Below are 21,734 nucleotides of genomic sequence, written 5' to 3' on the forward strand. Positions count from 1 at the left end.
CCGGAGGGATCAGGCGCGGCAGACGATCTCGCCGTGGGTGACGGAGAACCAGCCGTCGCCGGCCGCCGCCCACTCCTTCCAGCCCTCGTACACGCGGCGCAGCTCGTCGCGGGTGGCGTGGCCGCCCGCGACGGCCGCGTCCGCGACCCCCGACCTGAGCATGCGCCCGCCCCAGGACTCGCTCCACCACTCGCGCTCGGCGGGCGTCGCGAAGCACCAGGCGGACGCGGTGGCGGTGACGTCGGTGAACCCGGCCTCCCGCGCCCACGAGACGAGGCGGCGCCCGGCGTCCGGCTCGCCGCCGTTGCCGCGCGCCACCTTGTAGTAGACGGGCAGCCAGGCGTCCATTCCGGGCGGGTTCGGGTGCCAGATCATCGTCCCGAAGTCGGCCTCGCGGGCGGTGACGACGCCGCCCGGCCGGGTCACGCGGCGCATCTCGCGCAGCGCCTGGACGGGGTCGGCGATGTGCTGCAGCACCTGGTGCGCGTGGACGACGTCGAACGTGCCGTCCGCGTAGGACAGGGCGTGGACGTCGGCGACGGCGAACTCGACGTTGTCCAGCCCGGCGGTGTTCCGGCGGGCGTCGGCGAGGACGGTCTCGGCGGCGTCGACGCCGACGACCCGGCCGGGGGCGACGCGCTCGGCGAGCCCGGCGGTGATCGTGCCGGGGCCGCAGCCGACGTCCAGCACCGACGCCCCGGGGCGCAGGTGCTCGATCAGGTGGGCGGCGGAGTTCTCGACCGTGCGCCACAGGTGCGAGCTCAGGACGTTCTCGTGGTGGCCGTGCGTGTAGGTCGCCTTCGGGGTCATGCGGATCACCTCTCTGTGCCGTCCCCGCACCCTACGCCCAGTTCTCAGATATCGAGAAACGTGTCTTGAAATGTGAGACGCACAGGCAAAGGAGAAGGGGACCGGAGGCCGGTCCCCTTTCGCCGGGTGCGCGCGGTCAGGCCGCCACGGCCACGCGGGCGGGCCTGCGCCGGACGGGCCGCGCGGGCACGCGCGCCGCGGGCAGCGTCTCGACCGGGGCCAGCGCGGGCGCGGCGGCGGTCTCGGCATAGGCGTTCAGCGTGGCGTGGGAGAGGTCGGTGAGCCACGGCTCGACGACGGTCCGCTCGGCGGGCCCGTCGAGCCGCGGGTAGGAGAGATGGAACGTGCCGGTCGCCGCGCTCATGTCGACACCCCTTCCTTCTTGCCCGGTGGCCCCGCGCCGGTGCGGTCGCCACCGTCTGCGACATACCCCTTGGTACGTCGTTACAAGCCACTTGGTTCGACACCTGTTCCCGGGTGTCTCCCAAATCACAAGGTCAACGCTACGCACCGGGTCTGACATTCTCGAACGTTTATTCGGCCGGAGCCCCGGCGCGGGGTCAGGAACGGCGGGCGCGGATCGACTCGGCGATCTCCATGACGGGCATCACGATCCCGCCGTAGACGACGAAGGCGGCGAACGCCAGGATGAGGGGCAGATATATCAAGGACATGCCTCCAGCGTGCGCGCCGGGGACGGCACGCCGCATCGGGCGCGGGTCCGGTCCCGAGAGGCGCGGATCAGCCGAACGGCTGATCCATCGGTCCGCCACGGGTCGTACGCTGCCTGAGCGTGAGCGACATCGGCGCGCGGCTCGACCGCATCCACTCGGTGGGCGGCTGCCTGCTGCGCCTCGCCTACGCCGGGTTCGCGGGCCTCTACCTGCTGGGCTGCGCGGTCTCCGTCCTCGGCGAGCTCGGGACGCTGTGGCTGGTGGCCGTCGCGGCGGTCGCGAACGGCGCCGCGATCTCCGGCCGCCGGTTCGCCGGCTGGACGTTCGCCGCCGTGTCGCTGTCCGCGCTGACCACCCTCTACGGCGGGCTCGCGGGCGTCCCGGCGCTCGGCGAGCCGAGCCTGTTCGCGGAGGTCGGCGGCCTGCTGATCGTGCTGGCCCGGACGGTGTGGCGGACGGACCGGCAGCGGCTCGTGCCGACCTCCGTCATGATCGGCGCGGCGATCATGACGACGCCGCTGCGCTACTCGCCGCTCGCCGCGCTGCTGTTCACGGCCCCGCTCGGCGTCACCGTCGCGGTCGCCCTCGGCATCGGGCTGTACCTGCGCGCCGTGGACGCCCGCCGGTCCCGCGCGCTCGCCGCCGCGCGCCGGGACGAGCGCCTGGAGCTGGCCCGCGACCTGCACGACTTCGTCGCCCACCACGTGACGGGGATCGTCGTCCAGGCGCAGGCGGCGCGGTTCACGGCCGGGTCCGGCGCGGCCCACTCGCCCGAGCAGCTCGACGCGATGCTCGGCGGGATCGAGAAGGCGGGCACCGAGGCGCTGACGTCGATGCGCCGCATGGTCGGCCTGCTCCGGGACGCCCAGCACGTCGACGCCCCGGACGGCGAGGCCCGCGGGGACGGCGGCGCCGCGACCCGTCCGGTCGGGGACCTCGCCCGGCTCCGCGAGCTGGTCGACGGGTTCACCCACCCGCCCGCCGCGCTGACCCTCGCGCCCGACCTCGGCACGCTGCCGCCGGAGGTCGCGACGTCGGCGCACCGGGTGGTGCAGGAGGCGCTCACCAACGTCCGCAAGCACGCCGCCGACGCCGCGACCGTGCAGGTCACGCTCGCGCGGGTCGGCCACGGCGTCGAGGTCGCGGTCCGGGACGACGGCCGGGGCCGCGGCCGCCGGCTCCCGTCCGGCGGGTTCGGGCTGACCGGGCTGGCGGAGCGGGTCGGCGCCCTCGGCGGGTGGCTGCGCGCGGGCCCGCGCCCGGACGGCGGCTGGGAGGTCGTCGCCGTCCTGCCGGTCCCGGACGGCCGGACCGCCGCCGGCCGCTGACCACTGAGCGCCGACCGCTGACCGCTGACCGGGGATTGCTGACAGAATCGGCGCGTGGCCATCCGCGTACTGATCGCCGACGACCAGGAGATGGTCCGGACCGGTTTCCGGATGATCGTCGACTCGCAGCCGGACATGGAGGTGGTCGGGGAGGCCGCCGACGGCGTCGAGGCCGTCGAGCTGGCCCGGCGCCTCCACCCGGACGTGTGCCTGTTCGACGTCCGCATGCCGAGGATGGACGGCCTCGCCGCGACCCGCGCCCTCGCCGGCCCGGACGTCCCCGACCCGCCGCGCATCGTGATCGTCACGACGTTCGACCTGGACGAGTACGTCTACGGGGCGCTGCGCGGCGGCGCGGTCGGGTTCCTGCTGAAGGACAGCGGGCCCGCGCTGCTGGTGGAGGCCGTCCGCGCGGCGGCGAGCGGCGGGTCGCTGGTGTCGCCGTCGATCACCGTCCGGCTGCTGGAGCACCTCGCCCGGCCGTCCGCGGCGCCGCGCCCGCCGAGCGAGCCGCTCACCGACCGGGAGGTGGACGTCGTCCGGCTCGTCGCCCGCGGCCGGACGAACGAGGAGATCGCCGCCGAGCTGTTCGTGTCGCTGTCCACGGTGAAGACGCACCTCGGCAACGTGCACCGCAAGCTCGGCACCCGGAACCGGGTGGAGACGGCGGCGTGGGCGTGGGAGTCGGGCCTCACCGCCTGACCGGGGAACGACCGGCCCGGGGAACGACCGGCACGGGGAACGACCGACACGGGGGAAGGGAGAGGCGCTGGCACCGGAGTCGATGAACGGGCTGCCCGTGACCGTCCTGATCGTCTGGGCGCTGTTCGCCGCCGGGTGGGGCCTCGTCCTGCTGCGGCTGCGCGGCGGGCTGCGCGGCCCGGACCGGGGGCCCGCGCTGTTCGCGCACGCGGTGACCCCGGCGGCCGCCGTCCTCGCGTTCTCGCTGGCCGGCTTCGGCTCGCTGTACGCGACGATCGCGCTGACCGCCGAGTGGTGGGCGCTGCTCGCGGTGACCGGGTTCCGGCCGGAGCGGCTGCTGTCCACCGGCGGGCTCGGCCGCCTCGCCGCGTGGGCCGCCGTCACCGCGGCGGGCACGGTCGCGGCCGTCCGGCTCGTCTTCCATGTTTGAGCGTGAACCCGTGTGGGGCCGCGTAAGTCAAACGTACGTAGTATCCAAAGCAGCGAAGCGCAAAAGGCCGTCGGAGGTGGAGCATGCCGTGTGCGTTGTGCGGCGACATCATCCCGGCCGAGGTCGCCCGGTGCCCGGCGTGCGGGGCGTGGGCGCGGCGCCGCGACTTCCGCGCCGTCGGCGTGGCCGTGTTCATGCTGCTCGGCTTCAACGCGTTCGTCGCGCTCGGCTCGGGGATCAGCCTGCTCAGGTTCGCGCACCCGCTGCGCGGGGCGACGCATGACAGCTACGACGCGGCGAGCACCGGCCACGCCATCGCCCCCTACGCGGACGTGTTCACGATCAGCACGATCATGGCCGCGGTCACCGGGGCGCTGTACCTGACCTGGCTGTGGCGCGCCTACCGGCAGTCCCCTGGGCCGCACCGGTACCACCGGGCCTGGGTGCTGCTGGGCTGGGTGACCCCGATCGTCAACCTGTGGATGCCGCCGCGCGTGGTCTACGAGGTCTGGGTGAACAGCGGCCGGTACCGGACAGCCGAGCGCCAGGCCGCCGGGCTCGTCGTCGGGGGCTGGTGGGCGTGCGCCCTGCTCGGGCTCGTCCTCGGGCACGCGTTCACGCACGGCAGCGTCGACACGCTCGCCGACGCCCGGTTCGACGTCCACGTCGGCGTCGCCGCCGCCGCGTTCCAGGCGCTGGCCGCGACGCTGGCGATGGCCACCGTCTTCCAGATCACTCGGTTGCAGTGCCTGTTCACGTCGTCCTCGGCCCAGACCCCCGGGCCCTAGCCAGCCGGGGCAGGGCTAGGGCGTCGGGCCGGACGATCCCTGGCTGGTGTGCCACAGGCGCGCCGCGGGCGGGCGCTTGACCGCGCCTCCCGCATGGCCGACGTCCGAGTACGGCGACATCGCGAACCCCGTGGGATGGACGATCCGCCGCCCCACCGGGCGTCCCGGACGCGGCGGCCCCGCCATCGCGGCGCGGACCGCGTCCATGCCGCCGCGCAGCCACTCCTCGTGCAGGACGGTCAGGTCCCAGCACGCGTACGCGGTGATCGACGCGGTGCCGGAGCCGGGCCGGGCCGCGGCCGCCCGCCGGACCCGGCCGCGCGCGACGAGCAGCCAGCGGCCGAACACGGTCGCGGCGCACCTGTCCTGCACGGACTCGAAGAACGTGAGGTCGACCGGGCCGGTCGCGTCGTCCAGCGTGGCGAAGATCACCCGCTGCCCGGACCGGACCGCCGGGGTCTGCGTCGCGACCTTCACCCCGGCGACGAGGACGTCCGCCCCGTCCGGACGTCCGGGCAGGTCGGCCGCGCGGACGACGCCGAGCGCGTCGAGCAGCCCGTCGAAGAACGTGACGAGGTGGCGGCTGACGTCCATGCCGAGGACGTCCAGCTCCGCCTCGACGACCTCGGCCGGGGTCATCGGCGGCAGCCCGCCCGGCGCGGCGTCGTCGGCCGGGACGAGCCCGAGCCCGGCGCCGTCCGCGCCGTCGAGCGGGAGCTGCCCCGCGACCTCCGGCGGCGGGGCGGCGGACCGTTCCAGCGCGCCGACCCGGCAGAGCAGGTCGCGGCGCAGCGCCCCGGTGTGGACGCCGTCGAACCCTCCGGCGAGGACGAGCCGCTCCGCCGTCGGCCGGGACACCCGGGCGCGCCGCCAGAAGTCGGTCAGCGACACGTACGGCCGGGCGTCCACGATCTTGTGCACCTCGGCGTCGGAGATGCCCCTGACCTCGCTCAACGCGACCCGGATCCCGGCCGGGCCGCCCTCCGACACCGGCTCGACGTGCCACGAGGCCGCCGACCGGTTGACGTCCAGCGGCAGGATCGGGACGCCGAAATGCCGCGCGTCGTCCAGGATGACCCGCTTCGGATACATGCCCGGGTCGTGGGTGAGGACGCCCGCGTAGAACGCGGCCGTGTGGTGCCGCTTCAGCCACGCCGACTGGTAGGTGGGCAGCGCGAACGACGCGGCGTGCGCCTTGCAGAACCCGAACGCGCCGAACGCGGTCAGCATCCGCCACACGCGCTCGACGGTCTCCGCGCCGTAGCCGCGCGCGAGCGCCCGCTCCCGGAACCACGCGCCCACGACGGCCTGCCCCCGCTCGTGGTTGAGGCTGCGCCGCGCCGCCTCCGCCTTCGACAGCCCGCAGCCGGTCATGACGTCGAGGACGCGGAGCACCTGCTCGTGGAAGACGACCACGCCGAGGCTCTCCCGCAGCGCCGGTTCGAGGTCGGGGTGCGGGTAGGCGGGCTCGCGCGTCCCGGCGCGGGCCTCCAGGAACGGCGTCACCATGTCGGAGTTCACCGGCCCGGGACGGAACAGCGAGATGTCGAGGACGAGGTCGTCCAGGTCGCGGGGCTGGAGGCGGCCGATCAGCTCCCGCTGGCCGGGCGACTCGATCTGGAAGCAGCCGAGCGTGCGGGACGTGCGGACCAGCACGTACGTCGCGGGGTCGTCGCGCGGGACGTCCTCCAGCGCGATCTCCTCCCCCGTCGTCCGCGCGACCTCCGCGACCGCGTGCGCCATCGCCGACTGCATCCGGACGCCGATCACGTCCAGCTTGAGCAGGCCCATCGCCTCGACGTCGTCCTTGTCGAACTGGCTCATCGGGAAGCCGGTCGCGGCCGTCTCGACCGGCGTCCGGTCGCGCAGCGTCGGGTTCGACAGCAGGACGCCGCACGGGTGCATGGCGACGTGCCGGGGCAGGCCGTCCAGCCGCTCGGCGATCCGGAACAGGACCTCCAGCCGCCCCGAGGCGAGGTTGCTCTGCCGCAGCTCCGGCAGGTCGTGCAGCGCGGCGCGGAGCTGGCTCGCCCGGATCTGCGGGAACGCCTTCGCGATCGCGTCGATCTCGGCGGGCGGGAGCCCGACCGCGTTGCCGACGTCGCGGATCGCGCTGCGCGCCCGGTAGGTCTCCATCATCGACACGCAGGCGGTGCCGTCCGCGCCGAACCGGTCGAACAGCGCCTGGTACGCCTCCAGGCGGCGGGCGGACTCGACGTCCAGGTCGATGTCGGGCAGGCCGTCCCGGCTGTCGGCAAGGAACCGCTCCATGAGCAGGCCGTGCCGCAGCGGGTCGAGGTCGCCGATGCCGAGCGCGTAGGTGACGAGGCTGCCCGCGCCCGAGCCGCGGATCGCGCAGCGGATGCCCCGCGCCCTGATCAGCGCGGCGGCGTCGGCGACCGTGAGGAAGTAGGACGCGAGGCCCTTCCGGGCGATCACCGCCAGCTCGTCGTCGAGCCGCGCCGCCGCCGTCCGGGAGCCGTCCAGGCCGCGGCGGGCCAGGCCGTCCGCGCAGCGGGCGACGAGCCGCGCGTACGGGTCGCCGCCGACGGACGGCAGGTGGACGTCGTCCATGCCGAGGTCGCGGGCCGGGTCGAGGACGCACCGCTCGGACAGCCGCCGGGTCTCGGCGAGCAGCGCGTCCGCCTCGTCCGGGCCGCAGGCCAGCTCGGCGACCCGGCGCATCTCCGGCACGGGTTTCAGGTACGCCTGCCCGGTCCGGTCGTCCAGGTGGCGGCGGTCGAGCGGGACGCGGCGGCGCGTCACGTCCAGCACCTGCGCGACGGGATGGTCCTCCGGGTCCAGGTAGCGGACGGCGTTGCCCAGCACCGCGGGAACCCCGGCCGCGCGGGCGAGGGCGAGCATCCGGGCCGCGCGGGGCCCGTCGCCCTCGTCGAGGCGGTTCACGATCTCGACGGCCGTCTCGACCGTGCCGCGCCACAGCCGCAGGAGGCGGGCCGCGACGTCCGGACGGCGCCCGGCGACGGCGCGGCCGACGTCCGACCACGGCCCGAGCAGGACGACCAGGCCGTCCGCGTGCGCGCCGACCATCTCCCGCGTCACCAGCGGGTTCCCGCGCTCGCCCGCCGCGTGCGCGGCCGTCACCAGGCGGCAGAGCGACCGGTACCCGGCGCGCCCCGCGGCGAGGACGACGATCCGCTCCTCGCCGGTGGACGCGACCTTCAGGTCGGCGCCGACGACGGCGCCGATCCCCGCGTCCGCGCATGACAGAACGTGACGGACGGCGCCGTACAGCCCGTCCCGGTCGGTCAGCGCGAGCGTCTCCATGCCGAGGCCCGCCGCGCGCTCGGCCAGCGCCGCCGGACTGGCGGCGCCGTACCGGAGCGAATAGCCCGAAGCGACATGAAGGTGCACGTCAATCCCATACCCGGGATAGCATCCAGCTGTCGGCGGGCACGTCGTAGCGCAGCTCGTAGACGCCGATCTCGCGGCCCGGGGCGGCCTCGACCCGCCAGAACTCCCGCTCTCCGGTGGCCTCGCCGTCGGGCTGCCGCTCCCGCCACCAGTCACGGGTCGTGACCCAGTGCTCCAGCACCCGCCGGACGGTGTAGAGCCGGCCACGCCAGACGAACCGGACCGGACGTCCGTCGCTCACCCAGACGTCCACCGGGTCGCCGAACACGCGCGTCATCTGCCTCCCCCTCGCGCCCACCGCACGGGGGAAGGACATGCGGACCTGTGACGATTCGAACGGATGTTCGCATCAGGGAGTGTAGGGAAGTCGCCGCCCCGCGAGCAAGGCGGGTCGGCGGAACGCGCGCCCGGCGGTCAGGCGAGCAGGCGGGCGAGCCGCTCGGCGACGTCGGCGACGTCGGCGACGTCGGCCATCCCGCCGCCCGGCCACAGATAGGACCAGCCCTCGCCGGACGGGGTGGCGACGACCATGAGCTGCCTGCGCGCCCCCGGTCCCGACACGCTCAGCAGTGACTCCCCGGGGCCGGTCAGCCGCCAGGACAGGCCGTGGGCCTCGACCTCGTGCGCGAGGGCCGCGAGGTGGCGCTTGCGCACCTCGGCGATCCCCCGTCCACCGACTACAGACACAATCAGCCGCCTCAGCATGGTCCGAGCCGCCGGGCGATGACCTTCGGCGACCGTCCGGCGACGGTTGGTGACCGACTCTCAGCATGACCCGGATTCCCTCGCTGCGCAGCGGAAATCCACAGAGTGGGACGGTCGCCGGAATATTCGGCGAGGATGGACCGTGGAGGGAGCCGCGACGCGCCGGGCGGCGACGCGCCATTCCGGGGCTCCGGGACGGGTTCCGGACGGTGGAACCCGGCGGTCATACGGAGGGCGCGTCCGTGATAAAAGCCTCTGAGAGCCGGGCGCGCAGCGCCCGCGTCCAGCGGACAGAAGGAGCGAGCCGATGAGCGCCGTCCCCGCCGGCGACCCGTCGAGCCCCGAGACCGGCGGCGCCCCCGCCCGCGACGGTGCCCCCGCGCAGGAACCGGAAACGCCCGGTCAGACGCCCGGTCAGACGCCCGAACAGCCGCCGGAGACGCCGCGCCCGCAGGCGCCCGAGCGACCGGCGGAGCCCGGGCAGCCGCCCGAGCCGCCGGCGGGGCGGACGCCCTCGCTCGCGGGCCTGCGCGAGCGCAAGAAGCAGCGGACCCGCCTCGCCCTCCTCGACGCGGCGCTCGACCTGTTCCTCTCGCAGGGCTACGAGGAGACCACGATCGACGAGATCGTGGCGGCCGTGGAGGTGTCGCAGCGGACGTTCTTCCGCTACTTCGCCACCAAGGAGGACGTGATAACCGGCACCCTGGCCGAGCACGACCGCGTGCTGAAGGAGGCGCTCGCCGGCCGACCGGCCGAGGAGCGGCCGTTCACCGCGCTGTTCGAGGCGCTGCGCGTGGTGCTGTGCGCGATCGCCCAGGGCGACCCGACCGACAGCGCCCGGTTCCGCCGCGTCCGGAAGGTGATCGAGTCGACGCCGTCGCTGGTCACCGCGCACATGGCGGCGCACTCGGCGACGACGGACGCGCTCGTCGCCGAGATCGCGCGGCGCGAGGGCGTCGACCCCCTGGCCGACCTGCGCCCCCGGTTCGTCGTCGCGTTCTTCATGGCGGCGACCAAGGTCGCGTTCGAGGACTGCGCCCGCCGCGACATCTGGGACGCGGGCACCGTCGCGGCCCGCGTCGAGGAGGCCGTCGCGCTCATCGGCCGCACCGTCCGCGACTGGGTTTGACCGCCCGCCGGGTGGAATAGCCCGGCGGGGAGACGGGTTGCCGTGATCGTTCCCAACCGTCCGGCAGGAGGACACCACATGCGCGCGATCGTCGTCACCGAGACCGGCGGGCCCGAGGTACTGGCGCCCGCGGAGCGGCCGCGGCCGGAGCCCGGCCCCGGCGAACTGCTGATCGACGTGGCGGCGGGCGGCGTCAACTTCATCGACGTGTACTACCGGACGGGCCTCTACCAGCAGGAGCTCCCGTACACGCCAGGCGTCGAGGCCGCCGGGACGGTCGCGGCGGTCGGCGACGGCGTCCGCGAGTTCGCGGTGGGCGACCGCGTCGCCTGGGCGAACATCCAGGGCGGGCACGCGGAGCAGGCCGCCGTCCCGGCGGACAGGGTCGTGCCCGTGCCGGACGGCGTCGGCCTGGAGGACGCGGCGGCCGTCCTGCTCCAGGGCATGACCGCGCACTACCTGACGCGGGCGACGTACGCGATCCGGGAGGGCGACACCGTCCTCGTCCACGCTGCGGCGGGCGGGATGGGGCTGCTGCTCGTCCAGGCGGCGACGGCGCTCGGCGCGCGGGTGATCGGGACGGCGTCCACGCCGGAGAAGCGCGAGCTCGCCGCGAACGCGGGAGCCGACGCCACGCTCGGCTACGACGACTTCGCCGCCCGGGTGCGGGAGCTGACCGGCGGGGAGGGCGTCGCGGCCGTGTACGACGGGGTCGGCGCGGCCACGTTCGACGGGAGCCTCGCGAGCCTGCGCCCGCGCGGCGTCCTCGCGCTGTACGGGGCGGCGAGCGGCCCGGTGCCGCCGTTCGACCCGCAGCGCCTCAACGCGGCGGGCTCGGTGTACCTGACGCGGCCGTCGCTCGTGCATTTCATCGCGGCCCGCGAGGAGCTTCTGGAGCGCGCCGCCGACGTCTACCGCTGGGTGGCGGACGGCCGGGTGAAGGTGCACGTCGGACGCCGGTACGACCTCGCCGACACCCGCTCCGCGCACGCCGACCTGGAGGCGCGGCGGAGCACCGGCAAGCTCCTGGTGATCCCCTGACCGTCCCTCCGGAGGAGGGCGGCTCCCTTAGGCTGGGCTCGGATATACGATCTTCGAGGAGCCCGCCCGCCATGACGACGTACGCCGCCGGACCGCTGGAGCAGGACGAACCCCGCGTCCTCGGCCCCTACCGCCTGCTCGGACGGCTGGGCCGGGGCGGCATGGGCACCGTGTACCTGGCCGCCGAGCCGGACGGGCGGCGCGTCGCGGTGAAGGTCGTGAACCGCGACCTCGCCGGGGAGGCCGCGTTCCTCGCCCGGTTCCGCCGCGAGGTGACGGCGGCGCGGCGCGTCCACCGGTTCTGCACCGCTCCCGTGATCGACGCCGCGCTCGACCAGGACCCGCCCTACATCGTCACCGAGTACATCGACGGGCCGAACCTGGAGACGGCCGTCGGCGACAGGGGCCCGCTGGGCGGCTCCGATCTGGAGGGCCTCGCGGTCGGCGTCGCCACCGCCCTCGCCGCCATCCACGGGGCGGGGATCGTGCACCGCGACCTCAAGCCCGCGAACGTGCTGCTGTCGTCCACCGGGCCCCGCGTGATCGACTTCGGCATCGCCCGCGCCCTCGACGCCACGGACGGCCCCACCCGCACCGGCCAGTTCGTCGGGACGCCCGCCTACATCGCGCCCGAGGTCCTGCGCGGCGAGACCGTCGAGCAGGCGTCGGACGTGTTCTCCTGGGGCTGCGTCGTCGCCTACGCCGCGACGGGGCGTCCCCCTTTCCAGGGCAGGACGGTCGCCGAGACGTTCCAGCGCATCGGCGGCGAGGAGCCGGACCTGTCCGGCCTCGACCCGCGGCTGCGCGAGATCGTCGCCGCCGCGCTGCACAAGGACCCGCGGCGCAGGCCGTCCGCGCGGCGGCTCCTCACTCGGCTCGTCGGCCAGGACGACCTGGAGCACACCACCGAGACGATCTCGCTGTCCTGGCGCGGGCCGGAGGCGAACGGCGACGCCCCGGCGGGCCCGGCCGGCGCCCGCCGCGCGACCGACGTGCCGCGGCCCCGGCCCGCCGCCGAGCGGCCCGCGGCCGCCGCGCCGGTCGCGCCCATGCCGAGCGCGACCTCCGCGTCCTCGTCCTCGTCCACGTCGTCGTCCGAGGGCGAGCCGACGGTGGTCGTCGACCTGCCGTTCCCGGCGTCGTGGCAGGGGCCGCGCCGCTGGTTCAGCCTGCTCAGGGGGATGCTCGTCGTCCCGCACCTGGTCGTGATGCTGGCCATGTACGCGCTGCTCGTGGTCGTGATGTCGCTGAGCTGGCTGGTCGTGCCGTTCACCCGGCGCTACCCGCGGGTGCTGTACCGGCTGGCGGTCGGCTGCCACCGCTGGTCCGGCCGCGTCATCGCCTACGCCTTCGGGCTCACCGGCGAGGTGCTGCCGCCGTTCCGGACTCTGCCGCGGGCGCGCCGAACGTCCTGAGCGCTTCGCGCGTCCGAATCACCGAGGCCCGCTAGGGTTCTCCGGAAGACTCCCGATTCCCCCAGTTCAGGAACGCGATGACCACGCACGCAGGAGAGAACGGCGAGGCCCTGCGCCCCGAGGACCCCGCGGAACTCGGCCCCTACCGGCTCGTCGGCCGGCTCGGCCGCGGCGGCATGGGAACGGTCTACCTCGGCACGGACCGCGCCGGCCGCAGCGTCGCCGTCAAGGTGATCAACCGGGAGCTGGCCGGGGAGGCCGCGTTCCGGGACCGGTTCCGCCGGGAGGTGACCGCCGCGCGGCAGGTCCGCCGGTTCTGCACCGCGCCGGTCATCGGCGCCGAGCTCGACCGGGACCCGCTCTACGTCGTCACCGAGTACATCGAGGGCCCGAGCCTGGAGCGCGCGGTCGCCGAGCGCGGCCCGCTGCCCGGCTCCGACCTGGAGGGCCTCGCGGTCGGCGTCGCCACCGCCCTCGCCGCCATCCACGGGGCGGGGATCGTGCACCGCGACCTCAAGCCCGCGAACGTGCTGCTGTCGTCCACCGGGCCCCGCGTGATCGACTTCGGCATCGCCCGCGCCCTCGACGCCGCCGACGGCCCCACCCGCACCGGCCAGTTCGTCGGCACCCCGAACTACCTGCCGCCCGAGCTGCTGCGCGGCGAGCAGGTGACCCCCGCCTCGGACGTGTTCTCGTGGGGCTGCGTCGTCGCCTACGCCGGGACGGGCAGCGCGCCGTTCGCGGGCAACACCGTCCCGGAGATCTTCTACAAGGTCGCGCACGAGGAGCCGAGGCTCGACGGCCTCGACCCCGACCTGCGCGACGTCGTCGCCGCCGCGCTCGACAAGGACCCGCGGAGCCGGCCGTCCGTCCAGGACCTGCTGGCCAGGCTGGTCGGCAGCGGGCAGACCGACCCGGCGACGCTCGCGGAGACCGTCCAGGCGGGCTGGCACGACCCGGGGCGCGGCGGACTCGGGAACGGGCTGCCGAGCGACCCGACCGTCCAGGCCCGGACGGGCGCCCCAGGGCAGGCCGCGTCCGGGCAGGCCGCGTCCGGGCAGGCGGTGTTCCGGCAGCCGACGGCGATGCTCGGCGCGGACGTCACGCGCGGCGATCGGCGGGCGGCGGGACGGCGGTTCCCGCGCCGCCCGCTGATCATCGCGGGGGCGGGCGTCGCCGTCCTCGCCGTGCTGGCCGTCGTCGGGTTCGCCGTGCTGGGCTCCGACGGCCCGCCGGACAAGCTCGCCACCGTGTTCAGCGACGACTTCTCCAACAAGGACTCCGGCTGGGGCCTCTACTCGGGCGAGAACAACTACCAGAACGGCAAGTACCGGATTCTGACCGACACCACGCACGCGAGCGTGCTGGAAACGGTGCCGAAGAACGACTTCGCCCCCGATCCGATGCTCGCCACCGTGACGGCCTCCGTGGTGCAGGGCCCGGACGACGCCGCCTACGGCCTGAGCTGCCGGACCTCCGCCGACAACAACGACAAGTACCTCTTCGTCGTCCGCAACGACGGCAAGGGCGCGGCGCTCCGCAAGTACAACGGCGACAAGGGCAGCAAGGAACTGGACGCGCCCGACTCCGTCCCGGGGTTCGCCAAGGACGAGCCGAACAAGCTGCAGATCGCGTGCGAGAGCGGCGAGGGCGGCAAGTGGGTCCGGCTGCGGCTCTGGGTGAACGGCGAGCGGGTCATCGACGCGAAGGACGACGACCAGCCGCTCGGCAACGGCAAGGCCGGGCTGCGGGTCGAGCGGGGCGGCAACCCGGCCCAGCAGGTCGTCGCCGAGTTCGACGACTTCGACCTGTCCAAGATCCTGTCCTAGCCGGGGCGCGGCCTAGGCGGGCAGGTAGCCGTTCGTCCAGCGGGTCAGCTCGGCGAACACCTGCGAGCGGGCGGGCTCGGCCGACAGGACCAGGTCGTGCAGGCCGCCCTCGATCCGGACGAGCGTCACGTGCCGTCCGATCCGCGGCGCCCAGCGCGCCATGTGCTCGACGTCCAGGACGGCGTCGGCGCCGGTCACGTCCAGAACCTTCCGGGTCGGACGGACGCTCCGCGCCGACGCCATCACCAGCACCGGGACGTCGACGTCCAGCCCGCGGTGCAGCCGGAGCTGGCCCCGGCGCACGGCCGCCAGCCACGCCGCCCGCACCGGGAACCCCGCGATCGGCTTCCAGCCCAGGTCGAAGTCCCATTCGCCCTCGTGGTCGCGGTGGAGGCTGCGCGGATACCGCTCGGACACGCTCGCCGGGAGCTTCGCCTTCGGGAACCTCGGCCGCAGCGCCCGCGCGAGGCCCGCGCCGAGCTTGCGCATGACGAGCGGCTCGGCGATGTCCAGGAACGGGCTGTTGAGGACGACGCCGTCCACCAGCCCCTTGCCCCGCGCGTGGTCGGCCCACAGCGCGGCGATCAGCCCGCCGGTGGAGTGGCCGTTGAGGAGGAGCGCGTCGTGGCCGTCCACGTCCCGGACGATCCGCACCGCCTCGTCGATCTCCGGGAAGTAGTCCGACAGGCTCTCGACGTAGTTCGGGGTCTGGTGCGGGCGCAGCGACCGCCCGTACTTGCGCAGGTCGAGCGCGTAGAAGTCGAAGCCGAGATCGAGGTAGAAGTCGGCCAGGTGCTTCTGGAAGAAGTAGTCGACGAACCCGTGCAGGTACAGCACCGCACGGCGCGACGGGACGTCCCGGCGGCGTCTCACCAGCGTCGCCACGACCTCGCCTTCGGCGTCCTGGCCCATCGGCAGCTCGATCGCCTCGTAGCCGGTGCCGAGCACATCCGCCGTCACGTCCACGCTTCCTCCCGCAGAGATTTGCGAACAATGCCCTTTGTCGCGGCGTCAAATGAACAACACCAGTGTCCTTCGCCTCCCGGGAGTCGAGCCATGCAGGGTCCCCTTCGCGACCGCGACCCGCGGCGGCTCGGCCCGTACCGCCTCACCGCCCGGCTCGGCCGCGGCGGGATGGGCACCGTCTTCCTCGGCGCGGACGGCGCGGGCAGGCAGGTCGCCGTCAAGGTCGTCAACGCGGAGCTGGCCGACGACGAGGCGTTCCACGAGCGGTTCCGGCGCGAGGTGACGGCCGCGCGGCAGGTCCGGCCGTTCTGCACGGCCGCCGTGCTGGACGCGCGGCTCGACGGCGAGCCGCTGTACGTGGTGACCGAGTACGTCGCCGGGCCGTCGCTGGAGGAGGCCGTCAAGGCGGGCGGCCCGCTGCGCGGCGGCGACCTGGAGTCCTTCGCGGTCAACATCGCGACCGCGCTGAGCGCGATCCACGGGGCGGGGATCGTGCACCGGGACCTCAAGCCCGCGAACGTGCTGCTGTCGTCCACCGGGCCGCGCGTGATCGACTTCGGCATCGCCCGCGCGCTCGACTCGACCGACGGGCCGACCCGCACCGGGCAGTTCATCGGCACGCCCGCCTACCTGGCGCCGGAGCTGATGCACGGCCGGGAGGTCACCCCGGCGGCGGACGTGTTCTCCTGGGGCTGCGTCGTCGCCTACGCGGGCACGGGGCGCGTCCCGTTCGGCGGGGGCGCACTCCCGGAGATCATCCACCGGGTGACGAGCGCCGAGCCCGATCTGGAGGGGCTCGATCCGGCCATTCGGGAGGTCGTCGCGCGGTCGCTCGCCAAGGACCCTGTGGAGCGTCCGGCGGTCAAGCAGTTGATCAGTGCCCTGACCGGCGAGAACGACCCGCCCGTGACCCTCGCCGCGCCGTTGGGGACGCCGCCCGCGGCGGAATTCGCGGCGGGGCCCGCGGTGGAGCCTGCGGTGGAGCCGACGCTGCCGGGCGGCGGCGCGCCGGGGACGCGGGCGGCGTCCGCGCCGGTGTCCGCGTCGGTGCCCGCGCCGGCGCCCGCGAGGCTGGCGCGCTCCCCGCAGCGGCTCGGCCTGCTCGTCGTCACCGTCGCCGCCGCCGTGGTGCTGTCCGTCATGGCGCTCATGCCGGACCGGATGTCGTCCGGCGACGGCGCGGCGGAGGGCGCGCAGGCGCCGGCCAGCTCGGCGCTGTCCGACGGCGAGCCGCCGAAGCGCGACGAGAAGGTCTTCGAGGACGACTTCGACGACGCGGGCGCGGGCTGGAAGGCGACCGCCGGCGCCCGCTACGCCGACCGCGAGTACGTGCTGAGCGGGGCGGCGTCGACGAGCGGGACGACGGCGGGAGGCGGGGCGGTCGCGGACGCGCCCGTCCCGGTGGTGCCCCGGTCGCAGCTCATCGAGGTGAAGATCGAGTCGATCGGGTCGGACGGCGAGGCCGGGGTCTTCTGCCACGGGCGGCGCGGCTTCGCGTTCCTGCTCAGCGTCGGCGGGCACGCGCGGATCGCCGCCTTCGGCTCCACCGGGACGCTGACCGACATCGCGGCCAACCCCGCCGTCGACGTCCGCGACAAGCGCAACCGCGTCCAGGCCGCGTGCGTCGTCCAGGACGGGCACCTGTCGCTCGGCATGTGGGTGAACGGGAAGGCGGCGGTCAACGCCACCCGGCCGCTGCCCGCGAACTCGGGCACGCCGGGGCCGAGCGGCCTGCTCGTCAGCCGCCCGGACGGCGCCTCCGGCCGTCCCGGGGCCGCGTTCGACGACTTCTCGCTCTGCTCGGTCTGACCGGCGCGGGTCAGTCCTTGCGGCCGGTGGCCGCGACGGTGACGCCGAGCCCGATCATCATCAGCCCGCCGGTGCCGCCGATCGCGGCGAGGCGGCGGGGCGAGCGCGCGAACCACTCCCGGGCCGTCCCGGCGACGAGGCCCCAGACGCTGTCGCTGAGCAGCGCGATCACCGCGAAGACCAGCCCGAACACGATCATCTGGAGCGCGACGTGCCCGTGCTCCCGGACGACGAACTGCGGCAGCACGGCCGCGAAGAACACGGTCGTCTTCGGGTTGGTGAGGCCCACCAGGAAGCCCTGCGACAGGGCGCGGAGGTCGCCGCCCTGGGTCCGGTCGTCCGCGCCGATCGCCTCCTGGAGCGAGCGGCGGTGCCGGATCGCCTGCACGCCGAGGTACACGATGTAGACCGCGCCGACGATCTTGAGCGCGGTGAACACGAGCGCGGAACGCTCCACGATCGAGCCGACGCCGACCGCGACGGCGACCGTCAGCACCAGCGCGGCGAGCACTCCGCCGACGACTCCGGCGAGCGCCGTGCGGCGGCCGTGGGCGAGCGCGCGGCCGACGACGAACAGCACGGACGGCCCGGGAATGATGATGATCGCGAAGGCCATCGCGGAGAAGGCCAGCATCTGGTCCATCGACACCATGGGCCGCACCCTAAGCACCGGGTTCGCCACATTCCCACTGAATTTTCGCGAACACCCCGGATCACGACATGGCTCACTTGGTCGGGCGGACCTCAGGGTTCGGGCTACGGCAGGACGTCCCAGCTCCCGGCGCGGCGGACCAGCAGGTCGTGGGCGAGGAGGGTGCCCGCGGGCACGTCCCAGGCGGGGTCGGCGTCCTCGCCCCGGTCGGCCGTCCACACGCGGGCGACGGTGCGGCGGAGCCGGTCGACGCCGTCAGGATGGCCGGTACCGGACGCGATGAACATGTCCCGCGCGGGGACCGCGACGACGAGGTCGCCCTCGACGTCCTGGGCGAGCTTCTCCATGAAGCCCTCGTCCAGCAGGAGGCCGGATTCCAGCGTGCCGCGCCCGCGCAGCTGCCCCGCCCCGCCCGGGGCAAGGGTGACCGTCACGGCGCGCACCTCGGGATCCCAGCTCAGGCCGAGGTCGGGGCGCAGGTCGCGGAGGTTGGCCACCGCGTTGCGGCGCAGTTCCTCGGGCGGCACGCCGAGGTCGGCGCAGTGCCGCCGCGCGATGTGCTCGTGCCGCCGTCCGGACGGGACGCCCTCGTCGGCGATCTCCACCGCGTAGGTGACGTAGAGCCCGGCGGCGAACGGGTCGCGGACCGGCTCCTCGTCCGGGGGCAGCGGGAACTCCAACTGGACCTCGGCCGGGACGCGCGCCTTCATCAGCGGGACGATCAGCCTGGACCGCGGCTCGGTCACGGGACGCTCCTCCTGACGCCTGCCTGTTGCTCGCCTGTTGCTCGCCATTTGCGGCCGGTTCTCGAATGGATCACCCTACCGGTCGGGGCGGCCCGGCAGGTGGGACGACGGGCAGGCCGTCCGGCGCGCCTTCCCGGATGATCCGCCAGACGGCGTCGACGTCCAGATTCTCTTCGACGAGGTCGCCGAGCGCGTCGAGGGTCGCCTCCCTGATGGCCGCGAACGACACATCGGACGCGGGCGTGAAATGGCGCCCGCTTTCTTGGGCCACGTCCTGGAGGAAGGCGCGGCGGAAACCGTCGTTCTCCATTGCGCCGTGCCAGGTCGTGCCCCAGACCGCGCCTTTCCGGCATCCGTCGAGGAACGGCTCTCCGCGCGCGGTCACGACGCCGTGGTGAATCTCGTAGGCGTGGACGTCCTCGCCGTAGGCGCTCCCGTGCGGGCGGCCGAGGATCTTCTCTTCCCCGAATTCCACTTCGGCGGGGAGGAGGCCGAGGCCGTCGATCCGTCCGGCTCCCGACTCGACGTGGTCGACGATTTCGTCCGCGAGCATCTGGTAGCCGCCGCAGACGCCGAGCACGGGACGTCCTTCGCGGGCGCGCCTGGCGATCTCGTCCGCCATTCCGCGTTCGCGGAGCCAGGCGAGATCGCTCACGGTGGCCCGCGTCCCCGGAAGGACGACCAGATCGGCCTCCGCCAGATCCCCCGCACTGGCCGCGTACCGGACGACGACTCCCGGTTCGCAGGCGAGGGCGTCCAGGTCGGTGAAATTGGATATCCGCGGAAACCGGACGACCGCGATGCGCAGTGTCTCCCGCCCGACCGGGCCTCGCGCGTCGGGACGCGGCGCGTCCAACGCGAGGGTGTCCTCGGAGTCGAGATAAAGGCCGAGTCTCCAGGGCAGCACGCCGAGAGTCGGACGTCCGGTGAGGGCTTTGAGCTGGTCAAGGCCCGGTTCGAGCAGTTCCCGGGCGCCGCGGAACTTGTTGATGACGAATCCCGCGATGAGCGCCTGGTCCTCGGGTTCGAGAAGGGCGACCGTGCCGAACAGCGACGCGAAGACACCGCCCCGGTCGATGTCGCCGACCACGATCACGGGAAGGCCCGCGTCGCGGGCGAGGCCCATGTTCACGATGTCGCCCGCGCGCAGATTGATCTCGGCCGGGCTTCCCGCCCCTTCGCAGATCACGACGTCGTATTCGGCGCGGAGTTCCACGAGGCTATCCCGGACGACGCCCCTCAGCCATTCCTTGTGCTCCCCATAGGCGAGCGCGTCGACCTCCGCCACCGGACGCCCAAGGACGACGACCTGGCTGCGCCGGTCACTGCCCGGCTTGAGCAGCACCGGATTCATCGCCGCCTTCGGCTCGACCATCGCCGCCTGCGCCTGCATGTACTGCGCGCGTCCTATCTCCGCGCCGTCGCTCGTCACCATCGAATTCAGCGACATGTTCTGGGCCTTGAACGGCGCGACCTTCACGCCCCTGCGCGCCAGCCACCGGCACAGCCCCGCCGTGACGACGCTCTTGCCCGCGTCGGACGTCGTCCCCGCGACCAGCAGCCCCGGGTACCCGGTCACCGCAGCGCCCAGACAATGGCCGCCGTCGCGAACGTCACCGCCGCGGAAAGCCCCACGGCCCGCCTGATGTCGCGGACTTCGGGCGCCCGACCGTCCCCCATTTCGGGACGGCGCTCAGCGCGTCCCCCATATTCGTTCTCTCCACCGAGCCGAACTCCGAGCGCCCCGGCGAAGGCGGCCTCGCACCGTCCGGCATTGGGACTGGGATGCTTCCCGCCGTCCCGCCGGAACACCCTCCAAGCCTCGCCTCCCGAACAAAGCGAGACCAGCGCACCGGTCGCGCGGGCCGGAACCCAGTTGGCGACATCGTCGAGTTTCGCGGCGGCCCACCCGAATCGCTCGTACCGCGGATTCCGGTAGCCGACCATCGCGTCCAGCGTGTTGACGGCCCGGTACATCAGCAGCCCGGGAATGCCGCCGACCGCACCCCATACCAACGGAGCGACGGCCGCGTCGCTCGTGTTCTCCGCCACCGACTCGACGACCGCCCGGGCCAACTCTTTCGCGTCCAGCCCCTCGGGGTCGCGGGCGCACAAATGGGAAAGCCGCCCGCGAGCCGCGTCAACGTCTCCGCGCTCCAGCATGCGGGCCATGATGAGGCCCTCGCGCCCCAATGACGTCCCACCGAGAACGGCCCACGTACACGCCGCCGTCACGAGGACATTCCCGCGCCCCACCCGCTGCAACCCGACTCCGACCACTCCCGCGCCGCCCACGAGCACCCCGGCGAAAACGGCCCCGCGCCACCGAGAATCCCCATAAAGAAAGCCTTCCGCCCTCGACGCGACCCGTCCGAATCCGGCGACGGGATGCCACCTCTTCGGATCGCCGAGCAGCGCGTCCAGCGCCACCCCGAGCACAAGCCCCTCAGCAGAGACGCGCATCGAGTTCATCCCAGTTCCGCTCAAGCCAATCCTGCGCCCGCCGTATCCGCTGCCCGGCGACCGGCCACATCCGCCCCCATCCGCCACCGCCCCGGGCCCGGTTCCGCATCGCCCGATAGGACCTCTCGAACCTCACCCGAGCCGCCGGAAGCACCTCCCGCCGCCGTTCCCGCTCAAGCCCGTAGGCATCGCAGAAAAGCCGCAGCCTGTGCCCGACGTCGGCGCGGTACAACAGCGCGTCCCGATCGGCCGGATCGGCGATGGGCCCCCAATGCCGCAGCGCCGTGACGACATCGAACAACCGGGTGGTCGGCCGCGCCAGATCGAAATCAATCAACGCCGCCGGAACCCCGTCCCGGAACACGACGTTCTCGAACGTGACATCACAATGCCCGATGACCTCGAACTCCCCGTCGAGGTTCGAGGTCTCCCCGTCCCACGGCGCGCCGTCCGGAGCCTCGTACGAGGCCACGGCCTCGTGGTAGCCCCTCAACAACCGCCCGACGCCACGCAGCGCGTCCTCCGAGACCGCGTACCCGGGCAGCGGCCTGCACGGCGCCTCCCCCGGCACCCAGCTCAGAACCTCGCGTCCCCGTCCGTCCACGCCCAGCACCCGCGGCGCCCCGTCGAACCCCACCGACTCCAGATGCCGCAACAACCCGTGCACGGCCGGACTGTGCGCCCGCAACGGCCTGCGCACCGTGTCCCCGACCCGCACCACACCCTCCGAAACACCCCCATCGGAGAGCGGCACCTCAATGTTCACCACCACAGCACCCCAAGATAAGCCTCCGAACCCACCACCCACGCCCGTTCACCCGTGGTAGTGGCGTTATAGGTGTGGAGCCGGAGGACCCGCCCCCTTACACTGT

Annotated in this window: 20 protein-coding genes; 9 read left to right on the plus strand and 11 right to left on the minus strand. The window is 73.9% G+C overall.

Translation table 11 applies throughout. The annotated features are described in order from the left end of the window. Nucleotides 1-9: 9 nt before the first annotated feature. Complete coding sequence (locus FXF68_RS00770; protein ID WP_148756891.1) at nucleotides 10-810, minus strand: methyltransferase domain-containing protein; 801 nt, start codon at nucleotides 808-810, stop codon at nucleotides 10-12. Nucleotides 811-946: 136 nt separating this feature from the next. Further along, nucleotides 947-1,174: a hypothetical protein gene (locus FXF68_RS00775; RefSeq protein WP_148756892.1), complete on the minus strand. Its 228-nt coding sequence runs from the start codon at nucleotides 1,172-1,174 to the stop codon at nucleotides 947-949. A 429-nt stretch (nucleotides 1,175-1,603) separates the two neighbouring features. Between FXF68_RS00775 and FXF68_RS00780 the strand changes: the two genes are divergently transcribed. The 4 genes from FXF68_RS00780 (at nucleotide 1,604) to FXF68_RS00795 (ending at nucleotide 4,732) form a co-directional block, all read left to right on the plus strand. Beyond that, nucleotides 1,604-2,812, plus strand: coding sequence for a sensor histidine kinase (locus tag FXF68_RS00780; protein WP_246178111.1), 1,209 nt, complete (start codon nucleotides 1,604-1,606; stop codon nucleotides 2,810-2,812). 54 nt (nucleotides 2,813-2,866) lie between these two features. Further along, nucleotides 2,867-3,514, plus strand: coding sequence for a response regulator (locus FXF68_RS00785; RefSeq protein ID WP_148756893.1), 648 nt, complete (start codon nucleotides 2,867-2,869; stop codon nucleotides 3,512-3,514). An 82-nt stretch (nucleotides 3,515-3,596) separates the two neighbouring features. After that, nucleotides 3,597-3,944, plus strand: coding sequence for a hypothetical protein (locus FXF68_RS00790; RefSeq protein ID WP_246178115.1), 348 nt, complete (start codon nucleotides 3,597-3,599; stop codon nucleotides 3,942-3,944). An 83-nt stretch (nucleotides 3,945-4,027) separates the two neighbouring features. Continuing rightward, nucleotides 4,028-4,732, plus strand: coding sequence for a DUF4328 domain-containing protein (locus FXF68_RS00795; RefSeq protein ID WP_148756895.1), 705 nt, complete (start codon nucleotides 4,028-4,030; stop codon nucleotides 4,730-4,732). A gap of 15 nt (nucleotides 4,733-4,747) precedes the next feature. Here FXF68_RS00795 and FXF68_RS00800 read toward each other — a convergent pair whose 3' ends face one another. The 3 genes from FXF68_RS00800 to FXF68_RS00810 all read right to left on the minus strand — a co-directional run bounded on the left by FXF68_RS00800 (nucleotide 4,748) and on the right by FXF68_RS00810 (nucleotide 8,794). Then, complete coding sequence (locus FXF68_RS00800) at nucleotides 4,748-8,107, minus strand: DNA polymerase III subunit alpha (protein WP_246178117.1); 3,360 nt, start codon at nucleotides 8,105-8,107, stop codon at nucleotides 4,748-4,750. 1 nt (nucleotide 8,108) lies between these two features. After that, on the minus strand, nucleotides 8,109-8,384 hold the full coding sequence (locus FXF68_RS00805) for a DUF6504 family protein (protein WP_148756896.1): 276 nt from the start codon (nucleotides 8,382-8,384) through the stop codon (nucleotides 8,109-8,111). Between the two features lie 137 nt (nucleotides 8,385-8,521). Beyond that, nucleotides 8,522-8,794, minus strand: a complete 273-nt coding sequence (locus FXF68_RS00810; RefSeq protein ID WP_246178120.1) for a hypothetical protein — start codon at nucleotides 8,792-8,794, stop codon at nucleotides 8,522-8,524. 325 nt (nucleotides 8,795-9,119) lie between these two features. Here FXF68_RS00810 and FXF68_RS44350 point away from each other — a divergent pair, with 325 nt between their 5' ends. From FXF68_RS44350 to FXF68_RS00830, 4 genes are all read left to right on the plus strand, one after another. Further along, nucleotides 9,120-9,941 carry a TetR family transcriptional regulator gene (locus FXF68_RS44350; RefSeq protein WP_148756897.1) on the plus strand — a complete coding sequence of 274 codons (822 nt, stop codon included), beginning with the start codon at nucleotides 9,120-9,122 and terminating at the stop codon, nucleotides 9,939-9,941. A 78-nt stretch (nucleotides 9,942-10,019) separates the two neighbouring features. Continuing rightward, entirely contained in the window at nucleotides 10,020-10,982 is a 963-nt protein-coding gene (locus FXF68_RS00820; RefSeq protein ID WP_148756898.1) for a quinone oxidoreductase family protein, read from the plus strand. Between the two features lie 71 nt (nucleotides 10,983-11,053). Next, nucleotides 11,054-12,397, plus strand: coding sequence for a serine/threonine-protein kinase (locus tag FXF68_RS00825; RefSeq protein WP_148756899.1), 1,344 nt, complete (start codon nucleotides 11,054-11,056; stop codon nucleotides 12,395-12,397). A 77-nt stretch (nucleotides 12,398-12,474) separates the two neighbouring features. Further along, nucleotides 12,475-14,226 (plus strand): serine/threonine-protein kinase, encoded by a 1,752-nt coding sequence (locus FXF68_RS00830; protein WP_148756900.1) that lies wholly within the window; start codon nucleotides 12,475-12,477, stop codon nucleotides 14,224-14,226. A 12-nt stretch (nucleotides 14,227-14,238) separates the two neighbouring features. Here FXF68_RS00830 and FXF68_RS00835 read toward each other — a convergent pair whose 3' ends face one another. Then, entirely contained in the window at nucleotides 14,239-15,192 is a 954-nt protein-coding gene (locus FXF68_RS00835) for an alpha/beta hydrolase (protein WP_222869746.1), read from the minus strand. Between the two features lie 90 nt (nucleotides 15,193-15,282). On the opposite strand from FXF68_RS00835, the gene FXF68_RS00840 reads away from it, so the two are divergent. Further along, nucleotides 15,283-17,001, plus strand: a complete 1,719-nt coding sequence (locus tag FXF68_RS00840; RefSeq protein WP_187437637.1) for a serine/threonine-protein kinase — start codon at nucleotides 15,283-15,285, stop codon at nucleotides 16,999-17,001. 10 nt (nucleotides 17,002-17,011) lie between these two features. Here the strand turns inward: FXF68_RS00840 and FXF68_RS00845 are convergent, their stop codons facing one another. The 5 genes from FXF68_RS00845 to FXF68_RS00865 form a co-directional block, all read right to left on the minus strand. Continuing rightward, nucleotides 17,012-17,653 (minus strand): LysE family translocator, encoded by a 642-nt coding sequence (locus FXF68_RS00845; protein ID WP_148756902.1) that lies wholly within the window; start codon nucleotides 17,651-17,653, stop codon nucleotides 17,012-17,014. Nucleotides 17,654-17,757: 104 nt separating this feature from the next. Then, nucleotides 17,758-18,399: a DUF1444 domain-containing protein gene (locus FXF68_RS00850; RefSeq protein WP_148756903.1), complete on the minus strand. Its 642-nt coding sequence runs from the start codon at nucleotides 18,397-18,399 to the stop codon at nucleotides 17,758-17,760. Between the two features lie 70 nt (nucleotides 18,400-18,469). Further along, a complete protein-coding gene (locus FXF68_RS00855) occupies nucleotides 18,470-19,978 on the minus strand; it encodes a cobyric acid synthase (RefSeq protein WP_148756904.1) in 1,509 nt (502 codons plus the stop codon). Next, nucleotides 19,975-20,862, minus strand: a complete 888-nt coding sequence (locus FXF68_RS00860) for a cobalamin biosynthesis protein (RefSeq protein WP_148756905.1) — start codon at nucleotides 20,860-20,862, stop codon at nucleotides 19,975-19,977. The genes FXF68_RS00855 and FXF68_RS00860 overlap by 4 nt, the downstream gene beginning before the upstream one ends. Next, nucleotides 20,846-21,580 (minus strand): phosphotransferase, encoded by a 735-nt coding sequence (locus tag FXF68_RS00865; protein ID WP_246178123.1) that lies wholly within the window; start codon nucleotides 21,578-21,580, stop codon nucleotides 20,846-20,848. The genes FXF68_RS00860 and FXF68_RS00865 overlap by 17 nt, the downstream gene beginning before the upstream one ends. Nucleotides 21,581-21,734: the final 154 nt, after the last annotated feature.

This window comes from Actinomadura decatromicini (assembly GCF_008121305.1).
GTDB lineage: Bacteria > Actinomycetota > Actinomycetes > Streptosporangiales > Streptosporangiaceae > Spirillospora > Spirillospora syzygii.

What these genes read in the sequence shown, in the direction of transcription:
- FXF68_RS00825 (WP_148756899.1), top strand. Translation starts at nt 11,054, where the DNA reads ATGACGACGTACGCCGCCGGACCGCTGGAGCAGGACGAACCCCGCGTC.
- FXF68_RS00845 (WP_148756902.1), bottom strand. Translation starts at nt 17,653, where the DNA reads ATGGTGTCGATGGACCAGATGCTGGCCTTCTCCGCGATGGCCTTCGCG.
- FXF68_RS00770 (WP_148756891.1), bottom strand. Translation starts at nt 810, where the DNA reads ATGACCCCGAAGGCGACCTACACGCACGGCCACCACGAGAACGTCCTG.
- FXF68_RS00840 (WP_187437637.1), top strand. Translation starts at nt 15,283, where the DNA reads ATGCAGGGTCCCCTTCGCGACCGCGACCCGCGGCGGCTCGGCCCGTAC.
- FXF68_RS00820 (WP_148756898.1), top strand. Translation starts at nt 10,020, where the DNA reads ATGCGCGCGATCGTCGTCACCGAGACCGGCGGGCCCGAGGTACTGGCG.
- FXF68_RS00795 (WP_148756895.1), top strand. Translation starts at nt 4,028, where the DNA reads ATGCCGTGTGCGTTGTGCGGCGACATCATCCCGGCCGAGGTCGCCCGG.
- FXF68_RS00805 (WP_148756896.1), bottom strand. Translation starts at nt 8,384, where the DNA reads ATGACGCGCGTGTTCGGCGACCCGGTGGACGTCTGGGTGAGCGACGGA.
- FXF68_RS00860 (WP_148756905.1), bottom strand. Translation starts at nt 20,862, where the DNA reads ATGCGCGTCTCTGCTGAGGGGCTTGTGCTCGGGGTGGCGCTGGACGCG.
- FXF68_RS44350 (WP_148756897.1), top strand. Translation starts at nt 9,120, where the DNA reads ATGAGCGCCGTCCCCGCCGGCGACCCGTCGAGCCCCGAGACCGGCGGC.
- FXF68_RS00775 (WP_148756892.1), bottom strand. Translation starts at nt 1,174, where the DNA reads ATGAGCGCGGCGACCGGCACGTTCCATCTCTCCTACCCGCGGCTCGAC.
- FXF68_RS00830 (WP_148756900.1), top strand. Translation starts at nt 12,475, where the DNA reads ATGACCACGCACGCAGGAGAGAACGGCGAGGCCCTGCGCCCCGAGGAC.
- FXF68_RS00790 (WP_246178115.1), top strand. Translation starts at nt 3,597, where the DNA reads ATGAACGGGCTGCCCGTGACCGTCCTGATCGTCTGGGCGCTGTTCGCC.